The sequence below is a fragment of the Methanosarcina horonobensis HB-1 = JCM 15518 genome, from assembly GCF_000970285.1.
Taxonomy (GTDB): domain Archaea; phylum Halobacteriota; class Methanosarcinia; order Methanosarcinales; family Methanosarcinaceae; genus Methanosarcina; species Methanosarcina horonobensis.
This window is the reverse complement of sequence record NZ_CP009516.1, coordinates 856,046-872,217: the sequence shown is the minus strand read 5'-3', so window position 1 is coordinate 872,217 and position 16,172 is coordinate 856,046. Positions and strand designations below refer to the sequence as shown.

Annotated in this window: 14 protein-coding genes; 13 read left to right on the top strand and 1 reads right to left on the bottom strand. The window is 43.7% G+C overall.

Annotated elements, in window-relative coordinates; translation table 11 throughout:
* The first annotated feature begins 50 nt into the window (after positions 1-50).
* From cdhD to MSHOH_RS03835, 11 genes are all read left to right on the top strand, one after another.
* Positions 51-1,364, top strand: a complete 1,314-nt coding sequence (cdhD, locus tag MSHOH_RS03885) for a CO dehydrogenase/acetyl-CoA synthase subunit delta (protein WP_048137525.1) — start codon at positions 51-53, stop codon at positions 1,362-1,364.
* Between the two features lie 3 nt (positions 1,365-1,367).
* Positions 1,368-2,777, top strand: coding sequence for an acetyl-CoA decarbonylase/synthase complex subunit gamma (acsC, locus tag MSHOH_RS03880; RefSeq protein ID WP_048137523.1), 1,410 nt, complete (start codon positions 1,368-1,370; stop codon positions 2,775-2,777).
* A gap of 498 nt (positions 2,778-3,275) precedes the next feature.
* Complete coding sequence (locus tag MSHOH_RS03875; RefSeq protein ID WP_338037934.1) at positions 3,276-4,037, top strand: dolichyl-phosphate beta-glucosyltransferase; 762 nt, start codon at positions 3,276-3,278, stop codon at positions 4,035-4,037.
* Positions 4,024-4,407, top strand: a complete 384-nt coding sequence (locus tag MSHOH_RS21900; RefSeq protein WP_052730697.1) for a hypothetical protein — start codon at positions 4,024-4,026, stop codon at positions 4,405-4,407. Before MSHOH_RS03875 ends, MSHOH_RS21900 begins: the two co-directional genes overlap by 14 nt.
* On the top strand, positions 4,404-4,745 hold the full coding sequence (locus tag MSHOH_RS03865; protein ID WP_048137519.1) for a DMT family transporter: 342 nt from the start codon (positions 4,404-4,406) through the stop codon (positions 4,743-4,745). Before MSHOH_RS21900 ends, MSHOH_RS03865 begins: the two co-directional genes overlap by 4 nt.
* A gap of 363 nt (positions 4,746-5,108) precedes the next feature.
* Complete coding sequence (locus MSHOH_RS03860; RefSeq protein ID WP_048137517.1) at positions 5,109-6,173, top strand: 60S ribosomal export protein NMD3; 1,065 nt, start codon at positions 5,109-5,111, stop codon at positions 6,171-6,173.
* A complete protein-coding gene (locus MSHOH_RS03855) occupies positions 6,127-7,395 on the top strand; it encodes an ATP-grasp domain-containing protein (RefSeq protein WP_239451199.1) in 1,269 nt (422 codons plus the stop codon). The genes MSHOH_RS03860 and MSHOH_RS03855 overlap by 47 nt, the downstream gene beginning before the upstream one ends.
* Positions 7,396-7,515: 120 nt before the next feature.
* Positions 7,516-8,010, top strand: coding sequence for a transcription factor (locus MSHOH_RS03850; RefSeq protein WP_048137515.1), 495 nt, complete (start codon positions 7,516-7,518; stop codon positions 8,008-8,010).
* Positions 8,011-8,020: 10 nt separating this feature from the next.
* Entirely contained in the window at positions 8,021-8,533 is a 513-nt protein-coding gene (locus MSHOH_RS03845) for a TIGR00295 family protein (RefSeq protein WP_048137513.1), read from the top strand.
* A 272-nt stretch (positions 8,534-8,805) separates the two neighbouring features.
* Positions 8,806-9,438 (top strand): archaeal proteasome endopeptidase complex subunit beta, encoded by a 633-nt coding sequence (psmB, locus tag MSHOH_RS03840; RefSeq protein WP_048137511.1) that lies wholly within the window; start codon positions 8,806-8,808, stop codon positions 9,436-9,438.
* Positions 9,439-9,548: 110 nt separating this feature from the next.
* Entirely contained in the window at positions 9,549-11,462 is a 1,914-nt protein-coding gene (locus MSHOH_RS03835; protein WP_048137509.1) for a beta-CASP ribonuclease aCPSF1, read from the top strand.
* Between the two features lie 123 nt (positions 11,463-11,585).
* Here the strand turns inward: MSHOH_RS03835 and MSHOH_RS03830 are convergent, their stop codons facing one another.
* Positions 11,586-12,263 (bottom strand): HAD family hydrolase, encoded by a 678-nt coding sequence (locus tag MSHOH_RS03830; protein WP_048137508.1) that lies wholly within the window; start codon positions 12,261-12,263, stop codon positions 11,586-11,588.
* Between the two features lie 1,016 nt (positions 12,264-13,279).
* Between MSHOH_RS03830 and ftsZ the strand changes: the two genes are divergently transcribed.
* Positions 13,280-14,461, top strand: coding sequence for a cell division protein FtsZ (gene ftsZ, locus MSHOH_RS03825; protein ID WP_048137506.1), 1,182 nt, complete (start codon positions 13,280-13,282; stop codon positions 14,459-14,461).
* A 203-nt stretch (positions 14,462-14,664) separates the two neighbouring features.
* On the top strand, positions 14,665-16,146 hold the full coding sequence (locus MSHOH_RS03820) for a dihydropteroate synthase-like protein (RefSeq protein ID WP_048137504.1): 1,482 nt from the start codon (positions 14,665-14,667) through the stop codon (positions 16,144-16,146).
* Positions 16,147-16,172: the final 26 nt, after the last annotated feature.

The following is a 16,172-nucleotide window of genomic DNA, read 5'->3' as shown; positions in this document are numbered from 1 at the left end:
ATAAAGTCACTCACAAAAACGGCAAAAATTACGGAAACGGTGAGGTTTACATGGCAAAGAAAATGAAGTTATCAGATATAACAAGCATGTTCGCGGGAATGGATGTAGAAGCCCTCGAAGGTGTGACTATTGAAGGGGACATTGAGATTGATCTCGGTGGACTCGGAGGCGGCTTTGACCCGATGCTTGCCGCAGCTCTAGGGCAGGAGAGTGCAATACTTGCCCAGCACTTTGCAAGACTTGCAGGCATGTTTGGCTACCCTGTTGGCATTGGTGCACCTGCAGCTGCTCCTGCAGTTTCCCCGGCTCTGGCAGCCCCGAAACTCAAAGATCTCATTCCTGCAAAGTTTGATGTTGCTAACATAGCAGAATGGACAACTCAGATCCAGGAAGTACCCATAGGCAACACCTCTGCAGACGGCGGAAGCCGTGGAAAGAGAGTAGTGGTGGGTGGAGAAAAAGCCCTTCCGTTCTTCCCAGACGCCCCGATGCCGAACAGGAACCAGGTCACTATCGACGTGTTCGACATGAGGATCGGACTTGCAAAGGCTGTCAAGGAGAACTATGATGAAGTCATGGACAGCCCGGGAGAATGGGCAAAAAAGAACGTTGAGAAGTTCAACGCAGACATGATTACCATCCACCTGATCTCAACCGACCCGCTTATTAAAGACACTCCTGCAAAAGAAGCAGCAAAGACAGTAGAAGAAGTTCTGCAGGCTGTTGATGTGCCAATAGCAATTGGTGGATCAGGAAACCCACAGAAAGACCCCGAAGTCCTCGCAAGAGCAGCAGAAGTTGCAGAAGGCGAGCGCTGTCTCCTTGCATCTGCAAGCCTGAACCTGGACTATGCAGCAATTGCAGAAGCAGCAATAAAGTACGACCACGACGTCCTTTCCTGGACCCAGCTGGACATGAATGCCCAGAAGGAGCTTAACAGGAAGCTCATGAAGCAGTGCAACGTCCCAAGGGACAGGATCATCATGGACCCGACCACTGCTGCCCTCGGATACGGTCTGGACTACGCTTACACCAACATGGAGCGCATAAGACTTGCAGCACTCATGGGTGACGATGAACTGACATTCCCGATGTCTTCAGGTACCACAAATGCATGGGGTGCCCGTGAGTCCTGGATGGTCAGCTCACCGCTTAAGGAAGATTCTGACTGGGGCCCGAGAGAGTACAGAGGTCCTATCTGGGAAATCGTCACAGGTCTCTCACTTGCAATTGCAGGAAATGACCTCTTCATGATGATGCACCCAACATCGGTTGCTGTCCTGAAGCAGATCACTCAGACCCTCTTCGGTATGATCGACACCGAACAGGTTGACATTGCCAAATGGATCGGAGCGGAGGTGTAAAACATGAAAATAAACAGCCCATTAGAAGCTTACAAGTACCTGCCACAGACAAACTGTGGAGAATGTGGTGAAGCTACCTGTATGGCTTTTGCCTCCAAGCTGATTGACAGGTCAGGTAAGACGTCAGACTGCCCACCCCTGGTTAAGGAAAAGAAGTTTGCAAAGAAACTTGCAGAACTTGACAGGCTTCTTGCTCCGGAAATTCGCCAGGTAACCATCGGAGCAGGCGAAAAAGCAGTCAATATTGGTGGGGACGATGTCCTGTATCGCCACAAGCTCACATTCTTCAACAAGACAAAGATGTTCTTTGATGTGGCAGACAACATGGAAGAAGCTGCCCTTGTTGCCAGAGTCAAGCAGATAGCTGGCTACAAGAAGTTCTATGTCGGACGCAACCTCCTCCTCGACGGTGTGGCAATCCGAGCCGTTTCCAATGACCCGGTAAAGTTTGCAGCAGCTGTCAAGAAGGTTGCAGAAGTCGGTATACCCATGATCTTCTGTTCCTTCAACCCGGCAGTCCTTAAGGCAGGCCTGGAAGCAGCAAAGGATAAGAACCCACTGCTCTATGCCGCAAACAAGGACAACTGGAAAGAAATTGGAGAACTTGCCCTTGAGTACAAGGTGCCTGTTGTTGTTTCAGCTTTCAATGACCTTGATGCCCTCAAGACCCTTGCAAAGACCTTTGCAGAGGCAGGAATTAAGGACATTGTCCTTGACCCGGGAACTTACCCGACAGGCAAGGGCCTGAAGGACACCTTCACAAACTTCCTCAAGATCAGGAGAGCAGGCATTATGGGCGACACCGAGATCGCATACCCGATCATGGCGCTCCCGTTCACTGCCTGGATGGCCGGAATTGCAGACCCTGTAAGTGCCTCCTACTGGGAAACCGTGATGGCTTCAGTCTTTACCATCAGGTACGGCGACATAATGATCCTGCACAGCATGGAGCCCTATGCCACAATGCCCGAAGTGCACCTGGCCGAGACCATCTATACCGACCCGAGGTCTCCTGTTGCTGTGGACTCGAAGATGTACAAGGTAGGAAACCCAACTGCGGACTCACCGGTACTCTTTACAACAAACTTCGCCCTGACCTACTATACAGTAGAGAGCGACCTGTCCTCAAACGGAATAGACTGCTGGCTGCTTGCAGTTAACACCGACGGTATCGGTGTGGAAGCTGCAGTTGCCGGTGGACAGCTGACCGCGGACAAAGTAAAGGATGCATTTGACAAGGCAGGTTTCGACCTCAAGACGGCTGTAAACCACAACACCGTTATCACTCCGGGTCTGGCAGCTCGCCTCCAGGGTGACCTCGAGGACAAGCTCGGGGCAAGCGTCAAAGTAGGCCCAATGGACTCAGGAAGACTCCCAGGCTGGATGGAAAAGAACTGGCCTCCAAAGAAATAAATCCGAAAACAATTTAGACCTGAAAGCATCCGTGCTTCCTGCACGGGTACTTTACTCATTTTTAGAAAATTTTGTACTTCATAATAACAGCCACAGGCGATTTTTTGGGTTTTACTCCCACAGGGAGGAGGATTTCCTACTTTGGCTCTTTAATTAATGAATTTATACTTAAACTTTACACGAATTCTTAGTTCTGTTTCACTGTATAGATTCTGAGTTCTATTCTCCGGATAATTTCAAATTATATTGTTCTCTTTTTGACTATACTACTATTTTTAGATCAATTTTACATAACTATTAAAAATACTGGTTCAAGAAATCGGAAAAACCAATCTAAAAAATAAAAAATAAAGCATAAAAAACACGTAAACAAGAAATGATAATAAATTAATTTAAATAGAATGAGCCGATTTTTATTGATATAAACTATGAAAATTGTTGGCCTATAGAGTAACTCTATAGGCCAAACGACCAATATTCAAAGATTATTAAGGTGTTATTATTACACAGGTTTCATTAATATTACCGGCATATAACGAAGTAGCAAGAATAGAAAAAACGGTAAACCAAACTGCAGAAACTCTTAAGGATATTACTTCTTCGTTTGAAATTATCATAGCAGAAGATGGAAGCAGTGATGGGACAGATAGAGTAGCTGATAATCTTGCTATGGAGCACAGCTATGTGAGCCATCTTCACTCGGATTCACGACAGGGACGCGGCATGGCCTTGAATAGAGCTTTAAAGTATGCATCTGGGGATGTCCTCTGTTATATTGATGTGGATCTTGCAACTGATATGAGCCACCTGAAGGAACTTATAGAGTCAATATCATTAGAAGGATATGATTTTGCAACAGGTTCCAGAATGATGCCTCAGAGCAATGTCAAAAGGCCCTTAAAAAGAGATATAGCCAGTAAGGGATACAATTTCCTGGTACGTATTTTTTTGCACTCAAAGCTGTATGATCACCAGTGTGGATTTAAGGCTTTTAAAAAAGCCCCTTTGTTTGAACTGATTGATACAGTTCAGGATAAGCACTGGTTCTGGGATACCGAACTCATGGTTCTTGCACAATCTTGGGGATTTAAAATTAAAGAATTCCCCGTAGTCTGGAGGCATGGAGGAGCAACTAAAGTAAACCTGAAAAAAGACATTTTAGGGATGGGCTCCCAGATTTTCCGTTTAAGGCGAAGTTTGGAAAAACAGTCAAAGAAAAAAGCAGTTAAATCCTGCGAGGGATGCTTTGAGCAAAATTAAGCCTGAGAAAAAGCAGATCTTTTACTTTAGTCTGATAATCTTTTCCATACTTTTTCAGGCAGGCAGTGGAATTTGTGGGAAATACGCTGCAATAACAATAAAAGAGGCTTCACCTTTTATTACAATCGCAAATATCTATTATTTACTCTCCCTGGTATTTCTTGTGCTGCAGGCGGTAATCTGGCAGCAGGCATTGATACACTACCCACTTTCATATGCTTATCCTTTTATAAGTCTGGTCAATTTTGTGATATTATTCTTCTCTGCAATTCTATTCCACGAACAGATCACCAGATATAATGTTTTGGGGTTAATTATCATCTCCCTGGGGATTTTAATACTATCGCGCAGTTTAGGAGAAGAAACGTGATTACTTCTTCTACATTTTATTTGATACTGGTAATCGCATTCACAGGTATCAGTCAGATCCTTTTGAAGATGGGAGCAAAACAGTCTTCTCAAAAAAAACTTATTTCAGCGTATATAAATCCCTGTACATTTACTGCATATTTTTTGTATATAGTGGTGACTATTTTTACAGTATATGCACTTAAGGAAATTCCATTAAAATTATTTTATACGACTACCTCTTTAAAATTCGTTCTGGTACTTATCCTTTCGAAATTGGTGCTCTGTGAGAAAATAGACATTAATAAAATAATTGCCATAGGGCTTATTGTATCTGGTGTGATAATATTCAATATATAATAGAGAAAATAATCTCAAAAATTCGTTGAAATTTTCATGCCCTGTAAGGATACGAAACGCCAGAGGCTATCGATGCCGGATAAAATTATACAAATGTTTATATAATGAAAAAGCCTATTTAACATGTTTATAAAATATATATTTTTTTAACAATTATTTAGAAATTCAATGCATCGACGGCTGGTCTAAGAATGTATTTCAGTCCAGACACCAATACATAAATAAAGAGAGAATTGCAGATCCAGCTATTCTTAAATAACATGAGAGTACTTAAAAGGTGAACTGCTCGGCAATACTCAAAAAATTATTTTCTGAATATTTTGAAAGCTATTACTCCAAGAAGATTATCAGTAAGGATTATAAATGAATTTCATTACATGCCCCAAATGTGGCACAGAATGCGACAAACTATTTGATTCCATTTGCAGGGACTGTTTCTTTGAAAGCTTCAGACTAATCGAGCTACCCCTTGTACTCCATGTAAGGATCTGTTCCAGCTGCGGAGCATATTTCCACAGGAGCCGCTGGGAAGATGCAGGCAATCTGGAAGAAGTGGTGCTGAAAGCCGTAGAAAACACCCTTTTTATCCACAGTGAAGCCGGAGATGTAGAACTCTACCTGGAACCGAAGGAAATTACACCTTACATATACAGGGTGAAAGCTGAAGTAGATGCGGTTGTAAAAGACGAGCCAGTCCATGCAGAAGCTGAAACCGAAGTAAGGGTTCAGCGGACAGCCTGCGATATGTGCAGCCGTGAGTCCGGAGGATATTTTGAAGCAATCATCCAGGTAAGGGCAGCAGGCAGGTTCCCTACTGAAGAAGAAAAAAGGCGCTGTACTTTAATAGCCAGGGAAGCCATGAATAGCATGAAGAAAAAAGGTGACCGCCTTGCATTTATAAGTGACTACCAGGAGCAAAAAGAAGGCGTTGATCTTTACATGGGCTCAATGAATGCCAGCAGGCAGGTCTGCCGCATGATCATCTCTGAGCTGGGAGGCAGTTTTTCCGAATCCCCAACTCTTGTTGGCATGAAAGATGGGAAAAATCTGTACAGAATTACTTTTGCCATGCGCCTTCCAGAGTTCAGACCAGGGGACGTAATAAAGTTTAGAGGGAGAATTATCCAGATACGAAGTTCAGGCAAGAAGGTCCACGGGATAAGCCTTGAAGACGGCTCTCGATTTATCTCAACTCCTGAAGAACTTAAAGGTGCAGAGAAAATTGCAAACATTGGGGATGCAGTCCTTACAGTTCTGGTCTCAATTGAAGGGAATGCAATTCTTGTGCTTGATCCTGAAACCTATGAAACTGTTGCAATAAAAAAACCAATGTTCTTCAACGCAGAGGCAGGCAGCGAAATCCCCGTTCTGAAAACAGAGTATGGAATCTTTGCACTGGCACACTCCGAAGTTCCGCAGGAAAAATGAAAAATCCAGAAAAAGAGGAAAAATGCAAAATATCCTTGTAATTGGGTTTGACACTCGAAACATTGTCTGCTCTGCAAGCAGGGCAGGTTATACTGTCTGCTCTATAGATGCTTTTCGCGATCTTGACCTGCAGGAATGTGCATATGCATCAGCTCTTCTTGAGTGCAGGACTTCAGGAGAACTCCGTCAGCTTGACCCTAACTGGATAATAGCTCAGATGAAAGCCTTCGGGCTTGGCTTTGACGCCATCGTAACCGGCTCTGGAATGGAGACGCTGAATATGCACAGTTTCCCCTGCCCGGTACTTGCCAGCAGCCCTGAAGCAGCACAGGAAGCTTCAAACAAATCACACCTTGCAAAAAGGCTTGAAGCTCTGGGGATACCACACCCTTGCTGTTATTCTCCTGATGAGCTTGACACAATCGAATACCCTGTAATTCTCAAACCTGCTACAGGAGGAGGAGGAATATTTAACAGGGTTGCAAAGAACAGGCAGGAAATGCTGGCAGTTTTAGAAGAGTTATCCAGGATGGATCAGGGGTTCACAGAAAAAGAAATCTTGGTTCAGCAGTTTCTGGAAGGAAAACCTGCAAGCGTCTCTTTGCTTTCTACAAAAGACGAATCTCTGGCAGTTGCCGTAAATGAACAGCTGATAGGGACATCCTGGCTCTCGAAGCTGCCATTTGCCTACTGCGGAAACATAACTCCTTTCAGAACAGAGTACGCGAAGGAAATGGAAACTCTTGCAGAAGAACTGGTGCTTGAACTCGGACTTCTTGGTTCAAATGGGGTTGACTTTCTGGTGACTGAAAAAGGACCTGTAGTACTTGAAGTAAACCCGAGATTCCAGGGAAGTCTGGATACTGTTGAGAAGGCAATGGGAATTAATCTCTTTGAAGCCCATGTCGGCTGCTTTAGAGGGGAACTTCCGGAAAAACCAGAAGCAAAACTATTTGCCGTTAGAGGAGTTCTTTACTCGGATCGAGAACTTTTTATAGACAGAAAACTCATGGAATTCATTCTTAGGGAAAAAAGCGCGGATATTCCGTCCCAGGGAACTGTTATCGAGCCCGACTGGCCTTTAACTTCGCTGTTTGCATTCGCCTCAACAAGAGATGAGGCAGTCCGATCTCTCGAAGGAGGGGCAGAGAGGATAAAGACATTTATTGCAGATCAAACGAAAGAAGAAAGAGAATCCCTGAGCCCTGCAGGAGAAGCATAAGGCTCAGTTGCCGAAAGTACAGTTTTTTCCAGAAATGAACAGTCTTTTAGAGAAAACTTTTAATGTAAACTTTAATACTGGTATGTTCGATTCATATAAGGGATTTGCGAGGTGAACACTTTGGTCGATTTGAATGACAAGGTAATTAGAGGATACCTCAGGAGCCTTGTAGGGGATGATGGGCTTAAAATGATAGAACAGATGCCCGAAGGCAATGTCACGGATGAAGAAATTGCTAATAAGACCGGAGTTCTGCTGAATACCGTGAGAAGAACTCTTTTTATACTTTATGAAAATAAATTTGCAATAGTTGTAAGGGAAAGAGATTCTAACAGCGGATGGCTGACTTATCTCTGGCATCTGGACTTCACCGATATAGAGCATCAGCTTATGAGAGAAAAGAAAAAACTGCTGAGGAATCTGAAGACTCGTCTTGATTTCGAAGAAAATAATGTGTTTTACGTTTGCCCGCAGGGTTGTGTTCGCCTTCTTTTTGACGAAGCAACGGAAACAGAATTTCTCTGCCCAATGTGCGGGGAAGACCTGGTCTTCTACGATAACTCCCAGTTTGTGGGAGCCCTGAAAAAGCGTGTAGAAGCTTTGAGTTCCGTATAAGGGATTTATCTTGACCACACGAGCCGAAGCAATAAAGTTGCTTGAAGAATCTGGCTGTACCCCGAATGTAATCGAGCACTGTAAAGAGGTTGCCTCACTGGCAGTAGAGATTGCAGAAAAAATAAAAGCAGCAGGACGGGATGTGGATCTGGAGCTTGTAGAAGCAGGGGCTCTTTTGCATGATTCTGGAAGGTGCAGGACACATGAGATTGCTCATGCAGTTGAAGGGTTCAGGCTGGCTACAGGCAAAGGAATCGAACCTGAAGTTGCCGAAATAATAAAAAGGCACATCGGAGCCGGGATCTCAAAAGAAGAAGCAAAAGAATTAGGACTTCCTGAAGACGATTATTTCCCCAGGCGTCTGGAGGAAAAGATCGTTGCGCATGCAGACAACCTTGTAAAAGGAACAAACAGAATAACGATACAGGAAAGATTAGAGCTCATGCGTAAAAAAAATGTATCTGAACATGTAATTCAGAGGGTAAAGAAACTGGCTGAAGAAGTAGAAAGGCTTTCAAGCTAAATTTCGGATTTCTGCAGCAATAATGAATGATGTTCAGTGATAAAAAACAGAGAAATTATTTAAAAAACAGAGAAATTATTTTATCGAATTAATCTTCCGATTTTAAATGCAAACGCATTTAGAAAATAAGGAGGAAAACTTATATATAGCGATATTAATAATGAGATAATGGATTGCTAAATCCTGCGATTTAAGCTAAAAATGCTCACCTCAACCAAAACATTTTTTTTAGCGCCATTTTCTCATTTTCAGCTTATTATGAGGGTATGTTTATGGATAATGACAAATATTTAAAGGGCACAACTACCGTAGGAGTAGTTTGTACCGACGGAATTGTGCTCGCAAGTGAACAGCGAGCCACAATGGGGCATTTCATCGCAAGCAAAACTGCAAAGAAAGTTTACCAGATCGATGACCTGGTAGGGATGACCACTGCCGGTTCGGTAGGGGATGCCCAGCAGCTTGTGCGATTGGTAAGTGTGGAGTCACAGCTCTACAAAATGCGCAGGAACGAATCCATGACAATCAAAGGAATTGCCACTTTGATGTCGAACTTCTTAAATGCTAACCGCTATTATCCCATGATGGTTCAGCTCCTTATAGGAGGGGTCGACAAAAACGGACCCGCAATATACTCGCTGGATCCGCTGGGAGGAAGTATTGAAGAGACAAGGATTTCGGCAACCGGTTCAGGTTCTCCCATGGCTTACGGAGTACTGGAAGACCAGTACAAAGAGGATATGGCTGTAAAAGAAGGTCTTGACCTTGCGATCCGGGCGATCCACAATGCAACGAAAAGAGACTCAGCTTCCGGAGAAAATATCGATGTAGTCGTAATTACAAAGGAGGCATTCAAAAGGTTGGATCCTGAAGAAGTAAAATCCAGAAGGGCTTCATTAAACTAATAATTTCTGTTGGTTTTTTATTTTAAATATATAAACTAACACCTTTTTCAAATATTATTTTTTCAACATCCAGATACTTTTTGATTTTTTGACAAAAAGGAAGATTCTTAATGCCTATAGAAGACGTGCTATTAGACCTCAAACACAAAATTGAGAAAAATCTACCTGCAGGAGTAACCATTACCGACGTCGAATTCGAAGGCCCTCAGCTTGTCCTGTACACAGAAGAGCCCAGAAAATTCGCAGACGACGGGAATATAATCCGCAACCTGGCAAAAGAACTCAGAACGCGGATAGCCATGCGTCCTGACCCCAGGGTGCTTGCAACTCCTGAGGACTCTATTTCTATAATTGAAGAAGTTGTTCCAAAAGAATCCGTAATCTCGAGCTATTATTTTGACCCCGATTCCGGGGAAGTAATCATCGAAGCCGAAAAGCCCGGGCTTGTAATAGGAAAACATGGCGCAACCCTTAGAGAGATTACGAAGCAGATCGGCTGGATTCCCAAAGTTGTCAGGACTCCTCCTATTAAGTCCCGTACAGTGAAAAACATCAGGGAGTTCATGAGGAACAACCTCAAAGAAAGAAAGGAAATCTTGAAGACAGTGGGGAGGAAAATTCACAGGGAGTGTACCTCAAAAGACCAGTGGGTAAGGGTTACAGCCCTCGGGGGATGTAAAGAAGTAGGTAGAAGCTGCTTTTTGCTTTCTACTCCTGAGTCCAGAATCCTGATTGACTGCGGAGTTAATGTGGGTTCTGATGAAAATATGACGCCTTTTCTTTATGTTCCTGAAGTTTTCCCGTTAAACCAGATAGACGCCGTGATAGTAACTCATGCTCATCTTGACCACCAGGGACTCGTTCCCCTGCTCTTTAAGTACGGGTACGAAGGGCCTGTCTACTGTACGCCTCCCACAAGGGACCTCATGGTGCTGCTCCAGCTCGATTACATCGATGTGGCAGCTAAAGAAGGGAAGAAGATTCCCTACGAATCAGGGATGGTAGCAAAGACCCTCAAACACACCATACCTTTGGACTACGAAGAAGTAACAGACATCGCCCCTGACATAAAATTGACTTTCCACAATGCAGGTCATATCCTGGGCTCGGCAATTTCCCACTTCCATATAGGAGACGGACTACATAATGTGGTCTTTACAGGAGATTACAAGTATGAGAAAACCAGGCTTTTTGACCCTGCGGTCAATAAGTTCCCAAGGGTTGAAACGGTTATCAGTGAGGCTACTTATGGAAATTCCAATGCCTTCCAGCCTGCACTCAAGGATGCAGAAAAGCATCTGCAGATGGTCGTAAAGAATACCATTGAGCGCGGAGGAATCGCACTTATCCCTGCTTTTGCGGTGGGCAGAAGCCAGGAAGTTATGATTGTGCTCGAAGAGTCCATAAGGAAAGGGCTTATCCCTGAAGTTCCGGTCTACCTTGATGGAATGATCTGGGAGGCAACTGCAATCCATGCAACCCATCCCGAGTACCTTAATAACGATTTAAGGAAACTGATCTTCCAGAAAGGACAGAATCCCTTCCTGTCCGAATGCTTCAAACCCGTTGACTCTCATGAAGCACGCCAGAAGATTATCCAGAACCCTCACCCCTGTGTAATTCTTTCAACCTCGGGTATGATGAATGGAGGACCTGTTATGGACTATTTCAGGGCCTTTGCCGAAGACCCGCGTAATACCCTCGTATTCGTAGGTTACCAGGCTGACGGGACAGTAGGGCGCAGGATCCAGAAGGGATGGAAAGAAATCCCAATGACAGGAAAGAACGGAAGCACCGAAATGCTGAAAATGAACATAGAAGTGCAGGTTGTAGACGGCTTCTCAGGCCACTCGGACAGGAGGCAGCTTATGGAGTACGTTAAAAGAATGCAGCCCCGTCCGGAAAGAGTATTCACCGAACACGGAGACGAAAAAGCCTGTGTGGACCTTGCAAGTTCCGTATATAAGAAACTGAAGATAGAGACCCGCGCTCTCACAAACCTCGAAACAGTAAGACTGCTGTGACCCCTCAGGGGCCACACTCTTTTTCTACAAAATATTAATTAAAAAGAATTGACGAATACTAATTAAAATTACTAATTAATAAGCTTTTTACAGGTAGGTAAAGCTTCTACGGAATTTCTTTTATCACCTGCGCCTGAGAACAAGTTCAGGGCTGAATAAAGTCTCAAGGCTAAGGAGATGTTCCATCAATTTTTTATGATCTCCCACCACAAGATCCGCTTTATTAAGCTCTGAAGGTTTTACGTATGTGGGGACGCCTATGCAGTAAATGTCAGCTTTTTTTGCAGCTTCTACACCCAGAGTGGCATTTTCGATCACAATACACTCTTTTTTTCCGACATTAAGAAGTTCAACCGCTTTAAGAAAAGGATCCGGATGGGGCTTTGAGTTCAGAACATCGTCTCCTGTGACAACAGCATCAAATATCCCGGGAAAAAGCTGGTCAAGAATCCCGTGAACGATAAAGTGATCAGAACCTGAGACTACTGAAAGCAGATAACGTGATTTAAGAAGTTCAAGGCACTCTTTCATTCCATCGAAAGCCTTCAGTTCGAAAATTCGTTTAAACTCTTGCCTGTAAATTGTCGTGATCGTTTCAAAGTCAAAATCATCCGGCTCTTTTCTGGCTTTTCTGATCAGCAGGGGAAGACCGTTTCTGGGATTTGAACCCTCGATTGCATAGATATCCTCATCCTGAATTTTCATACCCATATCAAGGAAAGCCTTCTTCCAGGCTGCTGCATGAAAAGGCATGGAATCTACTAAAACCCCATCCATATCAAAAATTAATGCTTTTAACACGTTTCTGACTCCTGAATCAAAAGAAATGGGAACTTTTGAGGAAGATATAGGAAAGTTAATAAATAACTTAAAACTTTTCCTGAGTCCAATTTCACTAAGAATTAAGGTAAAGCGACTCAAGATAAAAACGGTTTTGCAGTCTTAAAGCTTTCCCGAAATTTCCGGGATCACATTACGAGGTTTAATGTATAGTGAACTTTATACTAAGCTCCCCTATTATCGTTTTAAAAGTATCAGATCTTTCTTATTGTCCTTTTATTAATCAAAATATGTTATTTAGAGCTGATATATTGGATTAATAAATCGAGTATGTTATGGATAAATAAAATTTAAAAGATTAGCAGGAAGTTCAAAATATTGAACTTAAATTTATATAAACACTTATGCGCAGTTATTTCTCAGTACTGGAAAAAATAAGCAAGAGGCTCAAAATCTTCGAAAGATACCGAAAAAGTTTTTAAGATGAGAATTCTACTTAAATAGTAATAATATAAACAGTTTCATTAAATTGCAAGTATTCCAGTTTAGAAGTCTCAAAGAAAACGTGGTATAGATACTACATATTCAAGAATTTGAGGGAAGCATGGCAGTAAAATAACAGACAAGAAAGAAAATAAAAATTGCCCTGACATGTGCGATCAGGACAGCTTTCCTGAAAAACGAGACTTTCTAGAAAAATTCAGGTTGATGTATATAAAAGTTGTGCAAGTGTTCTGCCTTTTTGCCCTGAGAGTTCAGGACTGAAAGCAGGAAAAAAGTAAAATATATGAAATTTATGGATGGCGTATTTAAACTTCATATACAATTTAAAATCACTGTTTAAATATGTCCGAAATGTTTAAGATCAGTAGAGTGACAACTTATTAAAGATAACGGATGAAAATCTTTTACCAGGTTTTTACAGGTTATCCCCAGTTTACTTGATATTAGCAAAATTTACCCCCCAATATGAGGGTGGGGAGTCAAAGAAAAAAAATAAGATAATGTAACAAAAGAAATCCAGCCGAGGGGATAAATTGCAATCTATAGTACAGGAAGCAATGAAATTTAGCGAAAAAGAGAAGGAATACCGAAAAACCTCCTCCTCTGATGAAGAATTTGAAGAATTCGGACAGCCGAGAATTATGATTGTAGGGTGTGGGGGCGCAGGAAACAATACCGTAAACCGTCTCTACAACATAGGGATTGAAGGTGCAGAAACAGTCTGCATCAACACGGACAAGCAGCATCTTGATAATGTAAGGGCTGACAAGAAAATCCTTGTAGGAAAAACTCTTACAAGAGGCCTGGGAGCAGGTGGCTATCCTGAAACAGGAAAGAAAGCCGCAGAGCTTGCAAGAGGCACTCTTGAGGAAGTTTTAAAGGATGTTGACCTTGTTTTCGTTACAGCAGGCCTTGGAGGAGGCACTGGAACAGGAGTTGCACCGGTAGTTGCCGAAGTCGCAAAAGAACAGGGAGCAATCGTTGTAGGAATGGTTTCAAGCCCCTTCAGGGTCGAAAGAGCCCGCATATTCAAGGCCGAAGAAGGACTTGAAGACCTGCGCAGAGCAGCAGATACTGTAATCGTCCTGGACAATAACAGGCTGCTCAATTACGTACCCAACCTTCCGATTGACCAGGCTTTCTCAGTAATGGACCAGTTAATTGCAGAAACAGTTAAGGGAATTACTGAAACTATTACAGTACCCTCTCTGATCAATCTTGACTATGCAGACATCAGGACAATCATGAGCTGTGGCGGAGTTGCCGTAATGCTTGTAGGGGAATCCAAGAGCCAGGACAAGAGCACTGAAGTCGTGCGGACTGCCCTGAACCACCCCCTGCTTGACGTTGATTATAAAGGTGCAACCGGAAGCCTTGTCCATGTAACAGGCGGGCCCGACCTGAGCCTGAAGGAAGCTGAGGAAATTGCCTCCATGCTGACCTATGAACTTTCCTCGAGTGCCAATGTAATATGGGGCGCAAGAATAAGGGAAGACTACGAAGGCAAGGTCCGGGTAATGGCAATAATGACAGGTGTTCAGTCTGCCCAGATCCTGGGCCCTCAGGCAGGAGCTGGAATCCTGGAGTCCAGAGCCGAAGCTGATCCTATCCAGGAAAAGAGATTCGGAAGAGCATCACTTGCAGCCAGAAAAGGAGAGACTGCAGGACCTCTCAGAAAAAAACACGAAGAATCGATTATTGATTTCATAAATTAAATCAGGTTCAGGCAAAAGCCCGGACTCGCAGGTTTTCGAGCTCCTTCAGGTTATTCTTAGAATATTCCGGGGAGCAATCGGAAGCCCGGAGAAGTAAAGTCTCTTCAGGGCGAAAAGTTCGAGTTTTTCCTGACCGAGAACCTATTTTTTGAAAGGATTTCCAGATAGATACTCTTTTTTATTAGCGATTCTATCTAAAAAACATGAAGATTTTGATTGCAACAGGACGGCTTGCGGAAAATACCGTGAGGAAAGTAGTCGGAGAAAAAGCAGACGTCCTCGTAGCAGATATAGACATTGCTGCCTTTATTACCCCTAAAAAGCTTATCAAAGCCTTTAAGGAGGCAGAATTCTCAAAAAAATACAACCTTATTCTGCTGCCCGGCCTTGTAGCAGGGGACTTTTCAAAGGTATCGGATGAGCTGGACTGTAAAATCAAGCTGGGCCCGAAACATGCTTATGACCTAGGCTTTGTACTCCGTTTTGCAGATGAAGTTGAGTTTTCCGAAAAGGTTCCTGCCTGTGAGCTCCTTGCAGATGTGAGGAAGGAAATGGCTCTCGAGCTTATCAGGAAAGCAGAAGAAGAAGCCATTTCTCCCCTCACTCTCGGAGAAGTAAAACTCGGAGGAGATTCCCGCATGAAAGTTATGGGAGAGATTGTAGGAGCAGCTGAGCTGAAACCTGCGGATCTGGAGATAAAAATCGAAGCTTTTATCGCCCGTGGAGTAGATATTATCGACCTCGGGGCCACACTTAACACCCTTCCCGGGCAGGTTCGAGATACGGTATCCCTCGCAAAATCCCTCACATGCATCCCGATAAGTATAGATACCCTTGATCCTGAGCTGATAAAGGAAGGAATAGAAGCAGGAGCAGATCTAGTTCTCAGCCTTAACGGCACGAACATGGAAACTGCAGGCCCGGCAGTTGCAAAGGCAGGCACTGCAGCAGTTATAATTCCTGATGAAGGAAATAGCCTGGAGAGCCTGGTAAGAAATCTCGAAGCTGCCCGCAGGCTCGGGATTGAAAAAATCATAGCTGACCCTGTCCTTGACCCTGTAGGTCATAATATAACCGAATCCATTGTACGCTACCATCAGTTTCACAGGTTGTATCCTGAGGTTCCGTTATTCTTCGGAGCTGGAAATGTAACGGAACTAATGGATGTTGACACAATAGGAGTGAATGCTACACTCTGCGGAATAGGGACAGAAACCGGAGCAAGTATCCTTTTTACCCCGGAGTACAGCGATAAAGCTCAGGGCTCAATAGGAGAACTGAAAAAAGCCTCAGAGATGATGCAGCTTTGCAGGATAAGGGAAAGTTCCCCAAAGGATCTTGGTATTGACCTTCTTTGCATAAAGGAAAAACGAAGGCGCCCTGACAGCCTCCTTCCCGAAAAAGTGATCATGGCCAGAGCTTCGAAAAACTGGCGTACAGATCCTGCAGGCCCTATTCGCATCAGGATTGTTCCGGATAGGATTAGCGGAAACGGCGGACTGATCGTAGCTGAACATGAGAAAGCCGCGATTGCAGGAGAGAGTGCCAGGGAAGTCATGGATACATTGCTTGAACTCGAGCTGGTCTCGCGCCTTGACCATGCTGCATATCTCGGAAGAGAACTGGAAAAAGCCGAAATTGCTCTGCGCTTCAACAGGAGTTATGCCCAGGATGATGTATTCTGATTAACGGAAAGCAGGCAAAAAGAGAG